The following is a 14,634-nucleotide window of genomic DNA, read 5'->3' on the forward strand; positions in this document are numbered from 1 at the left end:
TTATCCACAGCGGGCAGGGGCGCGACAAGGTCACATCACTCAGGCAAGGATGAAGTCACTTGCCGTCAGGTCGGTGACATCATGCAGGTGGACAACGAGATCGGCGGCCATGTCGCCATCCGCATCGACTTCGAGCAGGCCGTCCTCGAACCGCACGGCGGCTGTTCCGTCAAAGGCGGCGGCGCCGAGAAAGCCCAGCGTGCCGAACGCGGTCAGGTCGATCAGGTCCTCGCCGATTGCAAAGTCGTACACGGTGTCCATTGCCGCGGCAGAGCTGTCACCGGTGTTGAAGATCAGCACATCGACCATGTCGTCGGCGCCGTCGAGCCGGAAGACATCCGCGCCGGTGCCACCGTCCAGCGTGTCTGCGCCGTCGCCTGCGATCAGGATGTCGCGGCCATCCCCGCCGGACATCAGGTCGTCCCCGTCACCGCCAAACAGCCGGTCCCAACCGGCATCGCCCTGCATCTCGTCGTGGCCACCGCCCCCGATCAGCCGGTCATGGCCGTCGCCACCGATCATCGAGTCGTCGCCTTCGCCGCCGATAAGGCGGTCGTGTCCGGTGCCGCCCTCCAGCGTGTCGAACCCGTTGCCGCCGATCAGGCGGTCATTGTCCGCGCCACCGGACAGGGAATCGTCACCTTCGCCACCGGTCAGGCGGTCCGTCCCGTCATCGCCGCGCATCGTGTCGTTGCCCGCATCGCCGTTGAGCCAGTCATTGCCCGCCCCGCCTTCGATGTCGTCGTCGCCGGCCTCGCCTCGCATCACGTCCTGACCGGCGCCGCCCTGCATGCCGTCATCGCCGTCACCGCCCCGCATCCGGTCGTCACCGTCATCGCCGCTGAGGTTGTCGTTGCCGCGCCCGCCGAACATGACGTCATTGCCCAGACCGCCGCGCATGTTGTCGTGGCCGTCCTGCCCGTACAGGCGGTCGTCGCCGGATTCGCCATCGATGTCGTCGTCGCCATCGCGGCCAAAGATGCGGTCGTCGTCGGTACCGGCGCGCACGGTGTCGTTGCCCCGCCCGGCGATGACACGGTCGCGCCCGCCGCCCATGTTGTAGGAGCCATGCACCGGTTCCAGTTCCTCCGAGGAGTCCTCGGCCCGCACGGTATCGTCGGTCTCGCCGCCTTCGAAGGTGGAGGTGCCGTTGACCGCAAGGTTCAGCCATGCGGCAACATCGACAAGGTCCTCGCTTTCGTCACCATCGATGTCGAGGATCGAGCCTTCGACATGGCCGAGCCCGATCTGGTAGAGGATGGCCAGTGCCGTATCGACCAGTTCCTCGCCCTCGACCACCAGCGTGCCGCCATCGTCGTGAACCAGCTGAAAACCGGTTTCGACCCCGTCGACGCTGCTGCCATAGGCCGTGAGATAGGTGTCGAGGCGGGTGCCGTCGGCGCGAATCCAGTCCGAGATGGCCATGACATCCTCGACGGTGATCTGCCCATCGAGATTGACGCCCAGCGTGTCGATCGCCTCGGCGATCAGCGCATTCATCGTCCGGGCGGCGCTCAGGCCCTCGGCGATCTCGGCGGAGGGCAGGGTCTCTGCCAGACCGGGATCGGTCGCGATCGGTGCGGCGAAGAGGTCGAGGGTGGCGCGGGTGGTCATGGCGGTGTGTCCTTGCTTTGCATCTGGCTTGCGCCCCCGGAGGGTGGAATTCGCGTCGAATCATGGCCGGTTTGCGGCAGAGGTCGGACCGGACACGGGATGAATAGGGAAAATTTGAATGACTTGCGCTCGGGCGGTGGGGGCGGCACAAGTCGCGCATTGGACTGGGGGTGACTGATGCAGGACATGGCGGAACAGATCCTTGCGGGCAACAGGCGGGCACTGGCGCGGGCGATCACGCTGGTCGAAAGCGGGCGGGCCGACCACCGCGCTCAGGCGCTGGAGTTGCTCGAAACGCTGCGCGGCCATGACCGGCAAGCCCTGCGCATCGGCCTGTCGGGCACGCCCGGTGTCGGCAAGTCGACCTTCATCGAGGCGTTCGGCTGTTTCCTGACGGGGCAGGGTTTGAAAGTGGCCGTTCTGGCCGTCGATCCTAGCTCGGCGCGCTCTGGCGGGTCCATTCTGGGCGACAAAACCCGGATGGAGCGTCTGACGCGCGACAAGAACGCCTTTATCCGGCCCTCGCCCTCGCAAAGCCAATTGGGCGGCGTGGCGCGGCGCACGCGCGAGGCGATCGACCTGTGCGAGGCGGCAGGCTTTGACGTGATCCTGATCGAGACGGTCGGCGTGGGCCAGTCCGAAACCATGGTTGCGGAAATGTCCGACCTGTTCCTGCTGCTGCTGGCCCCCGCCGGGGGCGACGAGTTGCAGGGCGTCAAGCGCGGCATCATGGAGATGGCCGACATCCTCTTGATCAACAAGGCCGATGGCGATCTGAAGACCACCGCGATCCGCACCTGCGCCGATTACGCCGGCGCCCTGCGCCTGCTGCGCAAACGCCCGCAGGACCCCGAGGGCTTCCCCAAGGCGCTGACCGTCTCGGCGATCGAGGAGAACGGGCTGGAAAAGGTCTGGGGCGAGATGACGGCGCTCAACGACTGGCGACAGGAGAACGGCCATTTCGAGGCGCGCCGCGCCGCGCAGGCCCGATTCTGGTTCGAGGCCGAAGTGCGCGAGCGGCTGCTGGCCCGATTGACGCGCGAGCCGGTCAAGGGCGCCATGCGCGCGTTGGCCGGGCAGGTCGAGGATGGTCGCCTGACGCCATCTGCGGCGGCAGAAGAGTTGCTGCGCGAGCACCTGTTGATGGAATAGGCGCGCCTTTGCGCCAATTTCCGTGTTCACGCCATAATCCGGCCATAAGCCCTTGATTGCGTCGTCATTGGAAACGGTGGCAGAGGTGACGCAGAGATGTGGACGGATCGGTATTGGCAGATTGCCGGGCTTGTCGCGTTTGCCGGGGCGCTGGTCGCGGCGGAGGCAAGCGGGCTGGTGTCCGGGCTTCTTATGGGGCTCGACGTCGTTGCTGCGGCACTGATCGCGGTTGGGATCGTCGTTCTGATCCCGTTGATCGGCTGGAGCCTGTTCGTGCACCTGACCTGCGGGCCAAAATCCCGCGCGATCCTGAAATTTGCCTATGCCATGGCCGGGTGGGACCGGAAGAAAGGTCAGGTCAAGGCGGGTGCCAAGCTGATCGAAGCATGGGGCCTGAAACCCCGCATCCGGGACGCCGACGATGCCGAGGCGCTGCGCGCCATGCTGGCGCAGGCGATGCGGCTGGAATGCAAGGTGCCCTTCGTGCTGGAACAACGCGTCATGCCGGAGCTTTGGGGGCATGTGCTTGCGCGGGCTGCGGGGGGCACGGCGGATGATCAATGGTACTACAGCCGCCGCGCCGTCGCCTATACGCCGCAAGATCGTCCTTTACCCCTGTGGCGGCGCGCCCGTGTGGCCCTGCGCAAACGCCTGAGCCCTCTCGTGCTCAGCGCAGAGGATCGCAAATACCTGACCGCGATCGAGGATTTGGCACGGATGGCGGTGAAGCAGGCCGCCCGGACAAAGGAGCCCTTGCAGATGACACCGCAGATGCAAGTGCATCAGGAACTGTACGGCATGTACGAGGCGGCTGGCGTGGCGATGGGCCGGGGGCTGGGCGAGATCCGGCCAGAGGTCGACTGGCTTCCGCTGACGATGCAGCGCCGCGCCAAACTGATCTCTGACGTGGTCGCCGGACGCGCGGTGCCGGATCGCTTCCGTCTGACCGATCCTAGCGCGATGAAGACATTGCAGCGCGTTGCCCGCACCGCGACCCGGGCGCAGGCCGCCACCGAGGCTGCAAAGGCCAAAGAGGCCGCTGAACGGGCCGAAAAACAGCGCCAGTACGAAGCCAGGCGGCAAGAGGCCCGCCGTGACATCGGGGATGCCGAGCTCGAAGAGCTGCTGCTGGCCCATGAACGCAAGGCGATCTTCCTGCGGCAGGGCGCGTCGGGCGGGCGCTCGCATCTGGGGGGGCGGCCGCCTTTGCCTGCGGGCGTGGCGTGGCCGCGCCATCCGGGCCACGGAATGCCTTTGCATTACCTGTGCGGCATCGACTGCGCAGAGATGCCCAAGGTGCCCGGCGAGGCGGCCTTGCCCAAGGACGGGATGCTGCTGTTCTTTGCCGATATCGACGAAGAGATGCTGCAACTCATAGATTTCGAAGGCGAGGGCGATACGCCGTGGCGTGTGCTGCACGTGCCCGCAGGCGCGCCGCCGCGCGATTTCCCGGACGACATGCCAGATGTGGATCACGGCTATGGCCAGATCGATTCGGCGCGGGGCAATCTGGGGCGCAAGGGGTGGCGTCGGACGCCGGTCGAACCGTGTATCGTTTCGACATGGCCGTTCGAGGGGCAGCCGATTTTCAGCAATCCGCGCTACCGCGAGGCGGTGCGCATCGCCGAGACGGCCCATTTTGCCGACCACATGTTGCCAGAGAGCGACGGCGACACACTGGTGCGCGAGGTCAAGGATGCACGCCACTTGATGCTTGGCAGCGCCCAGCACTTCACCAATATCACAGGCTTCGACAAGCCCGGTCACGTGCGGCTGTTGTGCCTCGACAGCGACCGGGGGCTGGATATGTGATTCTGCGATGCAGGCGTTATGGAGTTCTGGATCACCGAAGCCGATCTGGCGGCCCGACGCTTTGACAAGGCATGGGCGCTGACGGCGGGCAGTTAAACGTAACAGGCTCTTGACGGGCAGGGGATGTGAGTCTATTGCGACCCGACGAGATTCAGGGCGCCACAGCGGCGCCCTTGTATATTGGCAAGGCAACCGCAGGTGGCCTCGCCCCAGAGGATGAGGATAGACCCATGTCGCGTGTTTGCGAACTGACCGGTAAGGGCCCGATGGTTGGCAACAATGTCAGCCACGCCAACAACAAGACCAAGCGGCGTTACCTGCCGAACCTGAACGATGTGACGCTTCAGTCGGAAACGCTGGGCCGTGGCATCAAGCTGCGCATTTCGGCGCATGCGCTGCGGTCTGTCGACCACCGCGGTGGTCTGGACAAGTTCCTGGCGAAGGCCAAGGATGTCGAACTGTCCGACCGTGCGCTGAAGGTCAAGAAAGAGATTGCAAAGGCGCAGGCAGACGCCTGATCCCTTGCTGACCGCATCGATGCACCCCTGCAGGCCCGGCCTGCGGGGGTGTTTGCGTTTGCGGCGCTTTGTCTCTGGCGGGGGGCGCGGCGCGGGCGTATATCGCTTTCCATGACCCGTATGTATCGCATCGCTGCCGGGATTTTCCTGTCCCTGATGCTCGCGCTGACCAGCGTGAGCATGGCGGCGGCGCGTGGCATGCCGGTGCCGGTCGACACGATGGTGATCTGCGCCGGGGGCGTGATGCAGGTCGTGCCGATGGATGCCGATGGCCAGCCCACCGGCCCGGCGCATCTGTGCCCCGACTGCGCGCTGAACCTGTTCGTCGATGTGGGCGACGGCTATGTGCCCCTTGCCCCCGTCCCGGTCTGGGTCAAGATCGTGCCCGCCATCGAGGGAATGCGCGTGGCCGGGCGCGGGGCGCCGGTCGCACAAGCCCGGGGGCCACCGCTTTCTGTCTGATTTCCAACCGTGAATCTGACATGAAAGGGAAAGACCCAATGAAAAAGACGTTTGTTTTCGCCAGCGCGGTTGCGCTGTTCGCCGCCATGCCCGCCATGGCTGACATCGTGGTCAAGGACGCCTATGCGCGGGCTGCCAACACCATGGCCGGTGCGGCCTTCATGGTGATCGAGAATACCGGCCCCGAGGATGACCAACTGATCGACGCGCGGTCCGACGTGGCCAAGCGGGTCGAGTTGCACACCCACAAGGATATGGGCGACGGCATCATGAAGATGATGCATGTGGAGGAAGGCTTTGCCATCCCCGCCGGGGGCGAACACGCCCTCATGCGCGGCGGCGACCACGTCATGTTCATGGGGCTGAACGGCCCGATGGAACAGGGCGACATGGTCACGGTCACGCTGGTCTTCGAGAAGGCCGGTGAAATCGCGGTGGAGATTCCCGTCGATCTGGAACGCAAACAGGGTCACGGCATGGCCGGACATTGATCCGAAGGAGGCCGGGGGCAGCCCCGGCCTTCGTCACGTCGCGCCGCCGAGCAGTTGGTCGACCCAAGCCGGAACGGTCCGGCTGGCCGGGCCGATGCGGCGGCTGTGGAAGGCGCGGCTGATCTCGGTCGGCTCAAGGTTCAGTTCCACCGTCTCCGCCCCGGCATAAAGCGCCTCCTGCACGAAACCCGCCGCCGGGTAGACATTGCCCGATGTGCCGATCGACGCGAACAGCGTGCAATTGGCGAGGTGATCCGAAATCTCCTCCATGTGATAGGGGAACTCTCCGAACCAGACCACGTCGGGGCGGGCGGCATGGGCCTGACAGGCGGGGCAGGGGGTGTGCGTGTCCATCTGAGGTGGCGCGTCCCAGCGGTGGTCGCAGACCGCGCAGAGCGCGCGGGCCAGTTCGCCATGCATATGGATCGCCTGCGCCCCGGCGCGTTCGTGCAATCCGTCGACGTTCTGGGTGACGATCACCACGTCCCCAGCAAAGTCCCGTTGCAGCCGCGCCAGCGCGTCATGCGCGGCATTGGGCGCGGCCTCGGCGGCCTGCTGGCGACGCGCGTTGTAGAAGTCATGCACGAGACCGGGATTGCGGGCAAAGCCTTCGGGCGTGGCGACATCCTCGATCCGGTGCTGCGCCCACAGCCCGCCCGCGTCGCGAAACGTGCCCAGCCCACTTTCGGCGGACAGGCCCGCGCCGGTGAGAATCACGATCTTGTCCATGGCGCTTGTCCCCCGTGCCGTCGGGCTGTAGGCCAGCCCCATGGTCTACCGTATCCTCTTTGTCTGCTTGGGCAACATCTGCCGCTCGCCCTCTGCCGAGGCGGTGACGCGCGCCCTTGCCCGGGATCGGGGGACGGAACTGGAGTTGGACAGCGCGGGCACCGGTCGCTGGCACGTGGGCGAACCGCCCTACGGACCGATGCAGGAAGCGGCGCGCCGACGCGGGCACGACCTGTCCGCCTTGCGCGCGCGCCAAGTCACCCGCGCCGATTTCGAGGCCTTTGACCTGATCGTGGCGATGGATGCGGAGAATCTCGACGACCTGCGCCGCATGGCGCCGCGCGACGCCCGCGCCCGGCTGGCGCTGTTCACCGATTACGCTCCGCAGACCGGCGCAACCGCCATTCCCGACCCCTATTACACGCGGGATTTCGACGGCACGCTGGATCTGGTCGAGACCTGCGCGCGCGGACTGATCGCTCAGCTGTAGATCTGCCGCGCCACGTACCACGAGACCGGCAGGGCCAGAACGAACCCGGCCGCCGCCGCTGCAAGGATCGGTATCAAGGTGCCATAGCCTGCCGCAAGAACGGCGATCACGCCGGTCCCGGCAAGCGAGGTGGAAATCAACGAATAGAGAATGCTGGCAAGACGGAACATCCCGGACCTCCTGACTGGTGTTCCCTGATTACATATGGATAACGGCATGTGTTGTCCTTGATCCATGTCAGCCAGACTTGATCGCTGCATCGGCGATGCCGTATGGTGTCGCCATTATCGATCAGGCTTGGATTTTCGACCATGAAACGTATTGCACTTTTGCTGGCGGGCGCCTGTGCGCTGGCTGGATGTGACCCGACGACATTGACCCGATCCTCCGGCGTGGACAGCCCGGAAATCTCTTGCCTGACAAGGCCGGGGGGCGGTTGCAGCTTTGATCAGTCGCCGCTGCGCGTGTTGCCCGAACCGGTGACCCTGCCGAAACGCGCCTATCTGTTCTATCCGACCGCCGCGCCGCTGAACTTCGTCGATTCGCGGGGGCGCGGCTGGGTGGCCCCGGCGCGCACGCTGACCGATGGTGCCTCGATCCCGCCGATCTTCGTCTCGGTCGTGGGGGATCCGACCTCGCCGGAATTCATCAATGCGGCTGCCGTGCATGACGCCTATTGCGGTGTCGGCAACGAGACCGGGCCGCGGTTTCAGCGCGCGCGTTGGGAAGACGTGCACCTGATGTTCTATGACGGGCTGATCACCGGCGGCGCCCAGCCGATCGTGGCCAAGGTGATGTTTGCCGCCGTCTGGATGGGCGGTCCGCGCTGGCCCGCCCCGCGCGACCTGATCTCGACCCAAGGGCCTGCCGCCACGATCGGGCAGACCGGGTATCGCAGTCTCGATCACGTGCCGACCGCCGAACGGCAGGCCCGCATGCGCAGTGCCAAACGCTATATCGAGCGCGAGAATCCGCCTCTGCCACGGCTGATCGCCTATCTCGAGATGCAGGAGCGCGCGATGCTGCGCGCCTACCCGCGCGCGCCGCAAAGCCCCGCCTCCGAATACGAAGAGGAAACGCCGGTGACAGAGCCGTATGGTCTTCTCTATCCCGAGGACAGCGGCGAGACGGCAGAGCCCGTGATCGATCCGGCCACGGGGGAGCCGATCTGACGGGCCTTCCTCCGACGTCAAGCTTGTGGGAAAACGCGCGCGGGGGCTTGACGCCAGCGCGCGGGTGAGGCCCGTTAGGCGCAAACATTTTCGGGGCGGCCGGTCCAACGGGCATGCTCACGGCAAATGGATGGCGCAACTGACGGCGCAAGCAGACAGCGTGGAGGAAACAGGGTCTCATGAGATATCACACACCAAGCACCTACGAAGAGGCGTCGGCCGTCGCGGCCGGGGCGTCCGGCCTGACGCGTTTTCTGGCGGGGGGCACGGATGTTCTGGTTCAGATGCGGGCGGGGATGGTGCTGCCGGACGACCTGATCGACCTCAAGAAGATCCCCGGCACAAGCGAGATCAGCCGCACCGAGGATGGCGGCTGGCGGATTGGCGTCGCCGTTCCGGGCATCGCTCTGGGGGCGCATGCGAGCCTAAAGGCCGACTGGCCCGGCGTGGTCGAGGGGATGGAGCTGGTCGGCTCCACCCAGATTCAGGGCCGCGCGACGCTGGCGGGGAACCTGTGCAACGGCTCTCCGGCGGCTGATTCCGTGCCCGGTCTGGTCGCTGCTGGCGCGACCGTGGAAATCACCGGCCCCGATGGCAGCCGCACCGTGCCGGTCGAGGACATCCCCGCAGGCCCCGGCAAGACCAACCTCGCCAAGGGTGAGTTGATCTCGGCCATTCTGCTGCCCGCGCGCGGGCAAAACGCCGGCGACTGCTACCTGCGCTTCATCCCGCGCACCGAGATGGACATTGCCGTGGTCGGCGCGGCGGTCAGCCTGCGGCTGGACGGTGACACCATCGCCGAGGCCCGCGTGTCTCTGGGCGCGGTGGCCCCGACGGTGATCCTTGTTCCCGAGGCGGCGGATGCGATCATCGGCACGACCCTCGACGATGCGGCGCTGTCCGCCATCGAAGCTGCGGCCAAGGCGGCCGCCAAACCCATCAGCGACAAGCGCGGCACCACCGAGTTCCGCGTCGAAATCGCAGGCGTATTGGCGAAACGCGCCGCGAAGATCGCCTATGCCCGCGCGAAGGGAGAAACTGCATGACCAAGGTTCACGTACAGACGAAGATCAACGGCGACGCCGTCGAATTCCTCGCCGACCCGCGTGAGACGCTGCTGGACTGCCTGCGTGATCACGTTGGCCTGACCGGATCGAAAGAGGGCTGTGGCACCGGCGATTGCGGCGCGTGCTCGGTCGAGCTGGACGGCACGCTGGTCTGTTCCTGCCTCGTCCTCGGCGTCGAGGCGAACGGCAAGACCGTCGACACCATCGAAGGCATGGCCACCGGCAACGACCTGCACCCGCTGCAACGCAAGTTCATCGAACATGCGGCGCTTCAGTGTGGTTTCTGCACACCGGGCATTCTGGTCGCGGCGAAAAAGCTGTTGGAGGTCAACCCGGACCCGACCGAGGAAGAGACCCGCTACTGGTTGGCGGGCAACCTGTGCCGCTGCACGGGCTATGACAAGATCATCCGCGCCGTCATGGATGCGGCGGCGGAAATGCGTCAGGAGGTGGCGTGATGGCGAAAGATGAGCTGAACACATTCAAACTGGTCGGCACCCGTCCGGACCGCCCCGATGGTCTGGACAAGGTGACGGGCCGTGCGCGCTATGGCGCGGACTTCTCGCTGCCGGGCATGTTGCATGCGGCGGTCGTGCGCTCCCCCCATGCGCATGCGAAAATCGTCAAGATCGACGCGTCCAAGGCGCTCGCACTGGATGGCGTGAAGGCGGTCGTGACCCGCGCCGACCTCCCCACGGGTCTGACCGGCGACGAATGGGACCTTCAGGAAAACACGCTGGCGGGCGAAAAGGCGCTCTATGACGGTCATGCCGTCGCCGCCGTCGCCGCCACCTCGAAACTGCTGGCCGAAGAGGCCGCCCGCCTGATCGAGGTCGAGTACGAGGTACTGCCGCATGTGATCCATGTGGACGATGCCATGGCCGAGGGCGCGCCGGTCATCCGCGAAGGCGCGGCTGACCCGACCGTCCCCGAGGGGCTGCATCCGAACGTCGTGAAGTACATGGAATTCGGGCGCGGCGATGTCGAGGCGGGCTTTGCCGAGGCCGACCTTGTGATGGAGAAATCCTACAAGACCGAGGCCACCCACCAAGGCTATATCGAGCCGCATGCCTGCGTCGGCCAGATGGGCAGCGACAACAAGGGCGAGATGTGGGTCTGCACCCAAGGTCAGTGGTTCATCCGCAAGATGTCCGCCGCCGTGCTGGGCATCGAGGCCTCGCAACTGCGCGTGACGCCGTCGGAAATCGGCGGCGGCTTTGGCGGCAAGACCACGATCTTCATGGAACCCCTGTCGCTGGCCCTGTCGAAGAAGGCTGGCGGACGTCCGGTGAAGATCGTCATGACCCGCTCCGAAGTGCTGCGCGCCACCGGCCCGACCGCCTCGGCCAGCATGGACGTCAAGATCGGCATGAAGACCGACGGCACCATCACCGGCGCGCGGGCCGAGTTCCGGATGCAGGGCGGGGCCTTCCCCGGTGCGCCTGTGGACATGGCGCTGTACTGTGCCTTCGCGGGCTACAAGTTGGAGAATGTCCAGCATATCGGCTACGACGTGCTGGCCAATCGCCCGAAATGCGCCGCCTATCGCGCGCCCGGCTCGCCCATGGGGGCCTTCGCCGTCGAAAGCCTTGTCGACGAGATGTGCCGCGAGCTGAAGCTCGACCCGATCGAGGTGCGCATCAAGAACGGCGTGCAGACCGGCGACCGGGCCAGCTATGGGCCGAAATTCGGCTCCATCGGCCTCAAAGAGGTGCTGGAAGCGGTCAAGGATCACCCGAACCTGCAAGCCGAGCTTGGCCCGAATCAGGGTCGCGGCTTTGCCGTCGGCTACTGGTTCAACCACAATGGCGAGACCTCGGTCAGCATGGCGATTGGCGAGGACGGCACCGCGCAGGTGTCGGTCGGCACGCCCGATATTGGCGGCTCGCGCGCGTCCGTGTCCTTGATGGTCGCGGAAACGCTGGGCATTCCGTATGAAGATGTGCGCGTGAACGTGGTCGAAACCGGGGCGCTGGGTGTGAACGAGCCGACCCACGGCTCGCGCGCGACCTTCGCCACCGGCAAGGCCGCGGTCGAGGCCACCCAAGGCGCGATCAAGGAGATGTGCCGCCGCGCTGCCGCCGAATGGGGCATCGACGAGGAAGCCGTGGAATGGGCCGATGGCGCGGCGCAGCCTGCCGGGCCGAACGCGGGCAAGTTCCCCCCCATGACCATCAAGGAAATCGCCGCCAAGATGGGCTCCACCGGCGGTCCGATCTCGGGCCACCATGAATCGGTGCCGGATGGTGTCGGGGCCAGCTTTGGCGCGCATGTGGTGGATCTGGAGGTTGACCCGGAGACCGGGCGCGTCACGATCCTGCGCTATCTCGTGGTGCAGGACGCGGGCCGGGCAATCCACCCGTCTTATGTCGAAGGCCAGTATCAGGGCGGCGCGGTGCAGGGCATCGGCTGGGCGCTGAACGAGGAATACGTCTATGACGACAAGGGCCGGTTGGCGAATTCGGTCTTCCTCGATTACCGCGTGCCGGTGGCCTCCGACCTGCCGATGATCGACACGGTCATCGTCGAGGTCCCGAACCCCGGCCACCCCTTCGGTGTGCGCGGCGTCGGCGAGACGGGCATCACCCCGCCGCTGCCGGCGATTGCCAACGCCATCCACGACGCGGTGGGCGTGCGCATGACCCATCTGCCCATCAACCCGCCGAAACTGCTGGCGGCGCTGAAGGCGAAGTGATGGGGCAGGTCACGGTTCACCTGTGGTCCGGGCTGCGCCGTTTGACCGACGGCGCAGAGACGGTTGAGGTCGAGGCGGACACCGTGGGCGAGATGCTGGATGCGCTGTCAGAGGCGCATCCCGGCGTCAAACCGGTTCTGGATGCCGGTGTTTCGGTTGCCGTGAACGGAGAAATCCTCAACGGTGGCCGCCACAAAGCGGTTTCTCCGGAGGATGAAATATTCCTTATGCAAAGGATGAAGGGCGGATAACCCCTTGATATGAATGCCAAAGCCCCCGGCGACGCGCTTCGCCGGGGGCTTTGTTTTGGCTTCGTCTAAAATTTTGCCGAAATCTGCGTTCGGTTCTGCACGAGTTTTATTCTTCTTTAAGTCGCAAGCGCCATGTTGGCCCTGCACCCGAAGACAGGTGGCGCAGGTCGCAAAACGGAACTGGCCTGCAACCGTCAGAAAGACGTCAGTAGTGCCGAATGCGGTACGTCAATCGGCGCCAAAGTGCGCGCTAGAAACCAAGGACGAGAAACATGTCTAGCATCCTGACGAATAACGGCGCAATGGTCGCCCTGCAGACGCTGAAATCAATCAACAAGGACCTTGCCGCCACACAGCGCGACATCTCCACCGGCAAGCGGGTCGCTACCGCCAAGGACAACTCGGCCGTCTGGGCGATCTCCAAGGTGATGGATTCCGACGTCAAGGGCTTCAAGGGGATTTCGGACAGCCTCAACCTCGGCCAGTCCACCGTGTCGGTGGCGCGCCAGGCGGCTGAAACCGTGACCGAGCTGCTCACCGACATCAAGGCCAAGATCGTCGCCGCCCAAGAGGAAAACGTCGACCGGGTGAAGATCCAGGCCGATATCGACGCCCTGCGCGACCAGATCACCGGTGTCGTCGGCGCGGCACAGTTCAACGGCCTCAACTTGCTGTCGAACACCAGCCAGACCGCTGGCACCGGCGAGATCAACGTGCTTGCCTCGCTGGATCGCTCCGGCACCGCGGTCACCGCGTCGGACATCACCGTGGCCAAGCAGGATCTGGGCACCGATACCTCGATCATCACCGGCACCGCGCAGGCCACCGGTGGCACCCAGATGAGCGGCACCGCGGCGGGCGCCGTCGCCACCCTGACCGGTGCGGCCACGGCCCCGACCACCTCCTTCACCATCGAACCGGCAGAAGTCGCCGCCGGTGTCGGTTATACCATCACGCTGACGCTGGGCGCGGGGGAACTGGCGGGCGCCAACACCTCTGCCACCACCGGAAAGCCCTCGCAGATCATGTATATCGCCCGCGATGGTGACACGGCGCAGGATGTGTTCGACGGGCTCAACTACGCCATGAACAAACATCTGAAGGCGAATGATGTCGACACGTCGAACCTGACGATGGCCTTCAACGCGACGACCGGCGCGGTCACCGTCACCGGCAGTGGCACCGGCAACAACGTCACCTTCCGGGGCGACACCTATGCCGCGGCGGGCAACACCATCGGTGGCCGCATGGAGGCGCTGGTTGATCTCGACGTGACGACCCAGTCCGGCACGGATGCCGCGCTGGAGGAAATCGAGGACCTGATGCAGATCGCCATCGACTCGGCTGCGGCTTTCGGTTCGGCCCAAGGCCGCATCGATACACAGGCCGAGTTCGTCAGCGGCCTGATCGACGCCATGCGCTCGGGCATCGGCACGCTGGTCGATGCCGACATGGAAGAGGCCTCTGCCCGACTGCAGGCGCTTCAGGTCCAGCAGCAGCTGGGCGTTCAGGCCCTGTCGATCGCCAACCAGGCGCCGCAATCGCTGCTGTCGCTCTTCCAGGGCTGATCCCGGTAGGAGAGGCTCTGCGCCTCTCCTGACCAGCATCAGACCCATCAGAGCGAGGTTAACCATATGAAACACACAACGAAAGCTGCCCATGCCCCCGCGCCGCGTGCCGGGCGTGCGGGCCTCCCGGCGGAAATGCGCGCCGGGATCACACGGGGGAAAAGGGAATGAGCGGACTTGTCCTGAAACTTGGTCCCCGGGAACGCGTCCTGGTCAACGGGGCGGTCATCGAGAACGGGGATCGGCGCAGCCGCCTCTCGATCGTGACGCCCAATGCCAACGTGCTGCGGCTTGCGGATGCGCTGCATCCCGACGAGGCGCACACCCCGGTCCGGCGCCTGTGCTACGCCGCACAGTTGATCCTGACCGGCGACGCGGACCCGGACGAAGCGCGCCAGCAATTGCTGCCCCGGATCGAGGAACTGAGCCAGATCCTTACCGATACGGACAGCCGCCGCATCCTGTCCGAGGCCACCGATGCGCTGCTGAACGAACGGTACTACCTGTGCCTCAAGTCGCTGCGCAAACTGGTCCCGCGCGAGGATCGCCTGCTGGCCACCGCGCCACGCGCCGTCTGACCCACCGGCCTGTCCCCTCGGGGGCAGGCCTTTTC

The 14,634-nt window shown here is 65.7% G+C and carries 16 protein-coding genes and 1 pseudogene; 14 read left to right on the forward strand and 3 right to left on the reverse strand.

Translation table 11 applies throughout. The features are described from left to right. Positions 1-39: 39 nt before the first annotated feature. Positions 40-1,614, reverse strand: a complete 1,575-nt coding sequence (locus D8Z78_RS13155) for a calcium-binding protein (RefSeq protein WP_121630733.1) — start codon at positions 1,612-1,614, stop codon at positions 40-42. A 177-nt stretch (positions 1,615-1,791) separates the two neighbouring features. Here D8Z78_RS13155 and meaB point away from each other — a divergent pair, with 177 nt between their 5' ends. The 6 genes and pseudogenes from meaB (at position 1,792) to D8Z78_RS13185 (ending at position 6,049) form a co-directional block, all read left to right on the forward strand. Then, a complete protein-coding gene (gene meaB, locus D8Z78_RS13160) occupies positions 1,792-2,766 on the forward strand; it encodes a methylmalonyl Co-A mutase-associated GTPase MeaB (RefSeq protein ID WP_121630734.1) in 975 nt (324 codons plus the stop codon). Between the two features lie 96 nt (positions 2,767-2,862). After that, positions 2,863-4,578, forward strand: a complete 1,716-nt coding sequence (locus D8Z78_RS13165) for a DUF1963 domain-containing protein (protein WP_121630735.1) — start codon at positions 2,863-2,865, stop codon at positions 4,576-4,578. A gap of 12 nt (positions 4,579-4,590) precedes the next feature. Further along, a pseudogene (locus tag D8Z78_RS25360) lies at positions 4,591-4,674 on the forward strand (DUF1963 domain-containing protein); the annotation flags it as partial. A gap of 134 nt (positions 4,675-4,808) precedes the next feature. Then, on the forward strand, positions 4,809-5,096 hold the full coding sequence (rpmB, locus tag D8Z78_RS13175) for a 50S ribosomal protein L28 (RefSeq protein ID WP_121630736.1): 288 nt from the start codon (positions 4,809-4,811) through the stop codon (positions 5,094-5,096). A gap of 111 nt (positions 5,097-5,207) precedes the next feature. Then, positions 5,208-5,558, forward strand: coding sequence for a hypothetical protein (locus D8Z78_RS13180; protein WP_128910786.1), 351 nt, complete (start codon positions 5,208-5,210; stop codon positions 5,556-5,558). Between the two features lie 38 nt (positions 5,559-5,596). Further along, complete coding sequence (locus D8Z78_RS13185; protein WP_121630738.1) at positions 5,597-6,049, forward strand: copper chaperone PCu(A)C; 453 nt, start codon at positions 5,597-5,599, stop codon at positions 6,047-6,049. Positions 6,050-6,082: 33 nt separating this feature from the next. On the opposite strand, the gene D8Z78_RS13190 is transcribed toward D8Z78_RS13185, so the two are convergent. Then, a complete protein-coding gene (locus D8Z78_RS13190) occupies positions 6,083-6,778 on the reverse strand; it encodes an NAD-dependent deacylase (protein ID WP_121630835.1) in 696 nt (231 codons plus the stop codon). Positions 6,779-6,818: 40 nt separating this feature from the next. Here D8Z78_RS13190 and D8Z78_RS13195 point away from each other — a divergent pair, with 40 nt between their 5' ends. Continuing rightward, positions 6,819-7,268 (forward strand): low molecular weight protein-tyrosine-phosphatase, encoded by a 450-nt coding sequence (locus D8Z78_RS13195; protein ID WP_121630739.1) that lies wholly within the window; start codon positions 6,819-6,821, stop codon positions 7,266-7,268. Here the strand turns inward: D8Z78_RS13195 and D8Z78_RS13200 are convergent. Continuing rightward, positions 7,259-7,438, reverse strand: a complete 180-nt coding sequence (locus tag D8Z78_RS13200) for a hypothetical protein (RefSeq protein WP_121630740.1) — start codon at positions 7,436-7,438, stop codon at positions 7,259-7,261. The genes D8Z78_RS13195 and D8Z78_RS13200 overlap by 10 nt on opposite strands. Before the next feature lie 141 nt (positions 7,439-7,579). Between D8Z78_RS13200 and D8Z78_RS13205 the strand changes: the two genes are divergently transcribed. The 7 genes from D8Z78_RS13205 (at position 7,580) to flbT (ending at position 14,599) form a co-directional block, all read left to right on the forward strand. Then, positions 7,580-8,440 carry a DUF1353 domain-containing protein gene (locus D8Z78_RS13205; protein WP_164932963.1) on the forward strand — a complete coding sequence of 287 codons (861 nt, stop codon included), beginning with the start codon at positions 7,580-7,582 and terminating at the stop codon, positions 8,438-8,440. Between the two features lie 179 nt (positions 8,441-8,619). Further along, complete coding sequence (locus D8Z78_RS13210) at positions 8,620-9,486, forward strand: FAD binding domain-containing protein (protein ID WP_121630742.1); 867 nt, start codon at positions 8,620-8,622, stop codon at positions 9,484-9,486. Next, positions 9,483-9,965, forward strand: coding sequence for a (2Fe-2S)-binding protein (locus tag D8Z78_RS13215; RefSeq protein ID WP_121630743.1), 483 nt, complete (start codon positions 9,483-9,485; stop codon positions 9,963-9,965). The genes D8Z78_RS13210 and D8Z78_RS13215 overlap by 4 nt, the downstream gene beginning before the upstream one ends. Then, entirely contained in the window at positions 9,965-12,202 is a 2,238-nt protein-coding gene (locus tag D8Z78_RS13220) for a xanthine dehydrogenase family protein molybdopterin-binding subunit (RefSeq protein WP_121630744.1), read from the forward strand. Before D8Z78_RS13215 ends, D8Z78_RS13220 begins: the two co-directional genes overlap by 1 nt. Continuing rightward, on the forward strand, positions 12,202-12,453 hold the full coding sequence (locus D8Z78_RS13225) for a MoaD/ThiS family protein (protein ID WP_121630745.1): 252 nt from the start codon (positions 12,202-12,204) through the stop codon (positions 12,451-12,453). Before D8Z78_RS13220 ends, D8Z78_RS13225 begins: the two co-directional genes overlap by 1 nt. A 272-nt stretch (positions 12,454-12,725) precedes the next feature. After that, positions 12,726-14,021, forward strand: coding sequence for a flagellin N-terminal helical domain-containing protein (locus tag D8Z78_RS13230; protein ID WP_121630746.1), 1,296 nt, complete (start codon positions 12,726-12,728; stop codon positions 14,019-14,021). A 167-nt stretch (positions 14,022-14,188) separates the two neighbouring features. Beyond that, complete coding sequence (gene flbT, locus D8Z78_RS13235) at positions 14,189-14,599, forward strand: flagellar biosynthesis repressor FlbT (protein WP_121630747.1); 411 nt, start codon at positions 14,189-14,191, stop codon at positions 14,597-14,599. Positions 14,600-14,634 lie beyond the last annotated feature (35 nt).

It is taken from the genome of Tropicibacter alexandrii, from assembly GCF_003667315.2.
Taxonomy (GTDB): domain Bacteria; phylum Pseudomonadota; class Alphaproteobacteria; order Rhodobacterales; family Rhodobacteraceae; genus Tropicibacter; species Tropicibacter alexandrii.

Excerpts from the sequence above, each read along its gene's own strand:
- D8Z78_RS13155 (WP_121630733.1), bottom strand. The coding sequence starts at position 1,614 with ATGACCACCCGCGCCACCCTCGACCTCTTCGCCGCACCGATCGCGACC.
- meaB (WP_121630734.1), top strand. The coding sequence starts at position 1,792 with ATGCAGGACATGGCGGAACAGATCCTTGCGGGCAACAGGCGGGCACTG.
- D8Z78_RS13165 (WP_121630735.1), top strand. The coding sequence starts at position 2,863 with ATGTGGACGGATCGGTATTGGCAGATTGCCGGGCTTGTCGCGTTTGCC.
- rpmB (WP_121630736.1), top strand. The coding sequence starts at position 4,809 with ATGTCGCGTGTTTGCGAACTGACCGGTAAGGGCCCGATGGTTGGCAAC.
- D8Z78_RS13180 (WP_128910786.1), top strand. The coding sequence starts at position 5,208 with ATGACCCGTATGTATCGCATCGCTGCCGGGATTTTCCTGTCCCTGATG.
- D8Z78_RS13185 (WP_121630738.1), top strand. The coding sequence starts at position 5,597 with ATGAAAAAGACGTTTGTTTTCGCCAGCGCGGTTGCGCTGTTCGCCGCC.
- D8Z78_RS13190 (WP_121630835.1), bottom strand. The coding sequence starts at position 6,778 with ATGGACAAGATCGTGATTCTCACCGGCGCGGGCCTGTCCGCCGAAAGT.
- D8Z78_RS13195 (WP_121630739.1), top strand. The coding sequence starts at position 6,819 with ATGGTCTACCGTATCCTCTTTGTCTGCTTGGGCAACATCTGCCGCTCG.
- D8Z78_RS13200 (WP_121630740.1), bottom strand. The coding sequence starts at position 7,438 with ATGTTCCGTCTTGCCAGCATTCTCTATTCGTTGATTTCCACCTCGCTT.
- D8Z78_RS13205 (WP_164932963.1), top strand. The coding sequence starts at position 7,580 with ATGAAACGTATTGCACTTTTGCTGGCGGGCGCCTGTGCGCTGGCTGGA.
- D8Z78_RS13210 (WP_121630742.1), top strand. The coding sequence starts at position 8,620 with ATGAGATATCACACACCAAGCACCTACGAAGAGGCGTCGGCCGTCGCG.
- D8Z78_RS13215 (WP_121630743.1), top strand. The coding sequence starts at position 9,483 with ATGACCAAGGTTCACGTACAGACGAAGATCAACGGCGACGCCGTCGAA.
- D8Z78_RS13220 (WP_121630744.1), top strand. The coding sequence starts at position 9,965 with ATGGCGAAAGATGAGCTGAACACATTCAAACTGGTCGGCACCCGTCCG.
- D8Z78_RS13225 (WP_121630745.1), top strand. The coding sequence starts at position 12,202 with ATGGGGCAGGTCACGGTTCACCTGTGGTCCGGGCTGCGCCGTTTGACC.
- D8Z78_RS13230 (WP_121630746.1), top strand. The coding sequence starts at position 12,726 with ATGTCTAGCATCCTGACGAATAACGGCGCAATGGTCGCCCTGCAGACG.
- flbT (WP_121630747.1), top strand. The coding sequence starts at position 14,189 with ATGAGCGGACTTGTCCTGAAACTTGGTCCCCGGGAACGCGTCCTGGTC.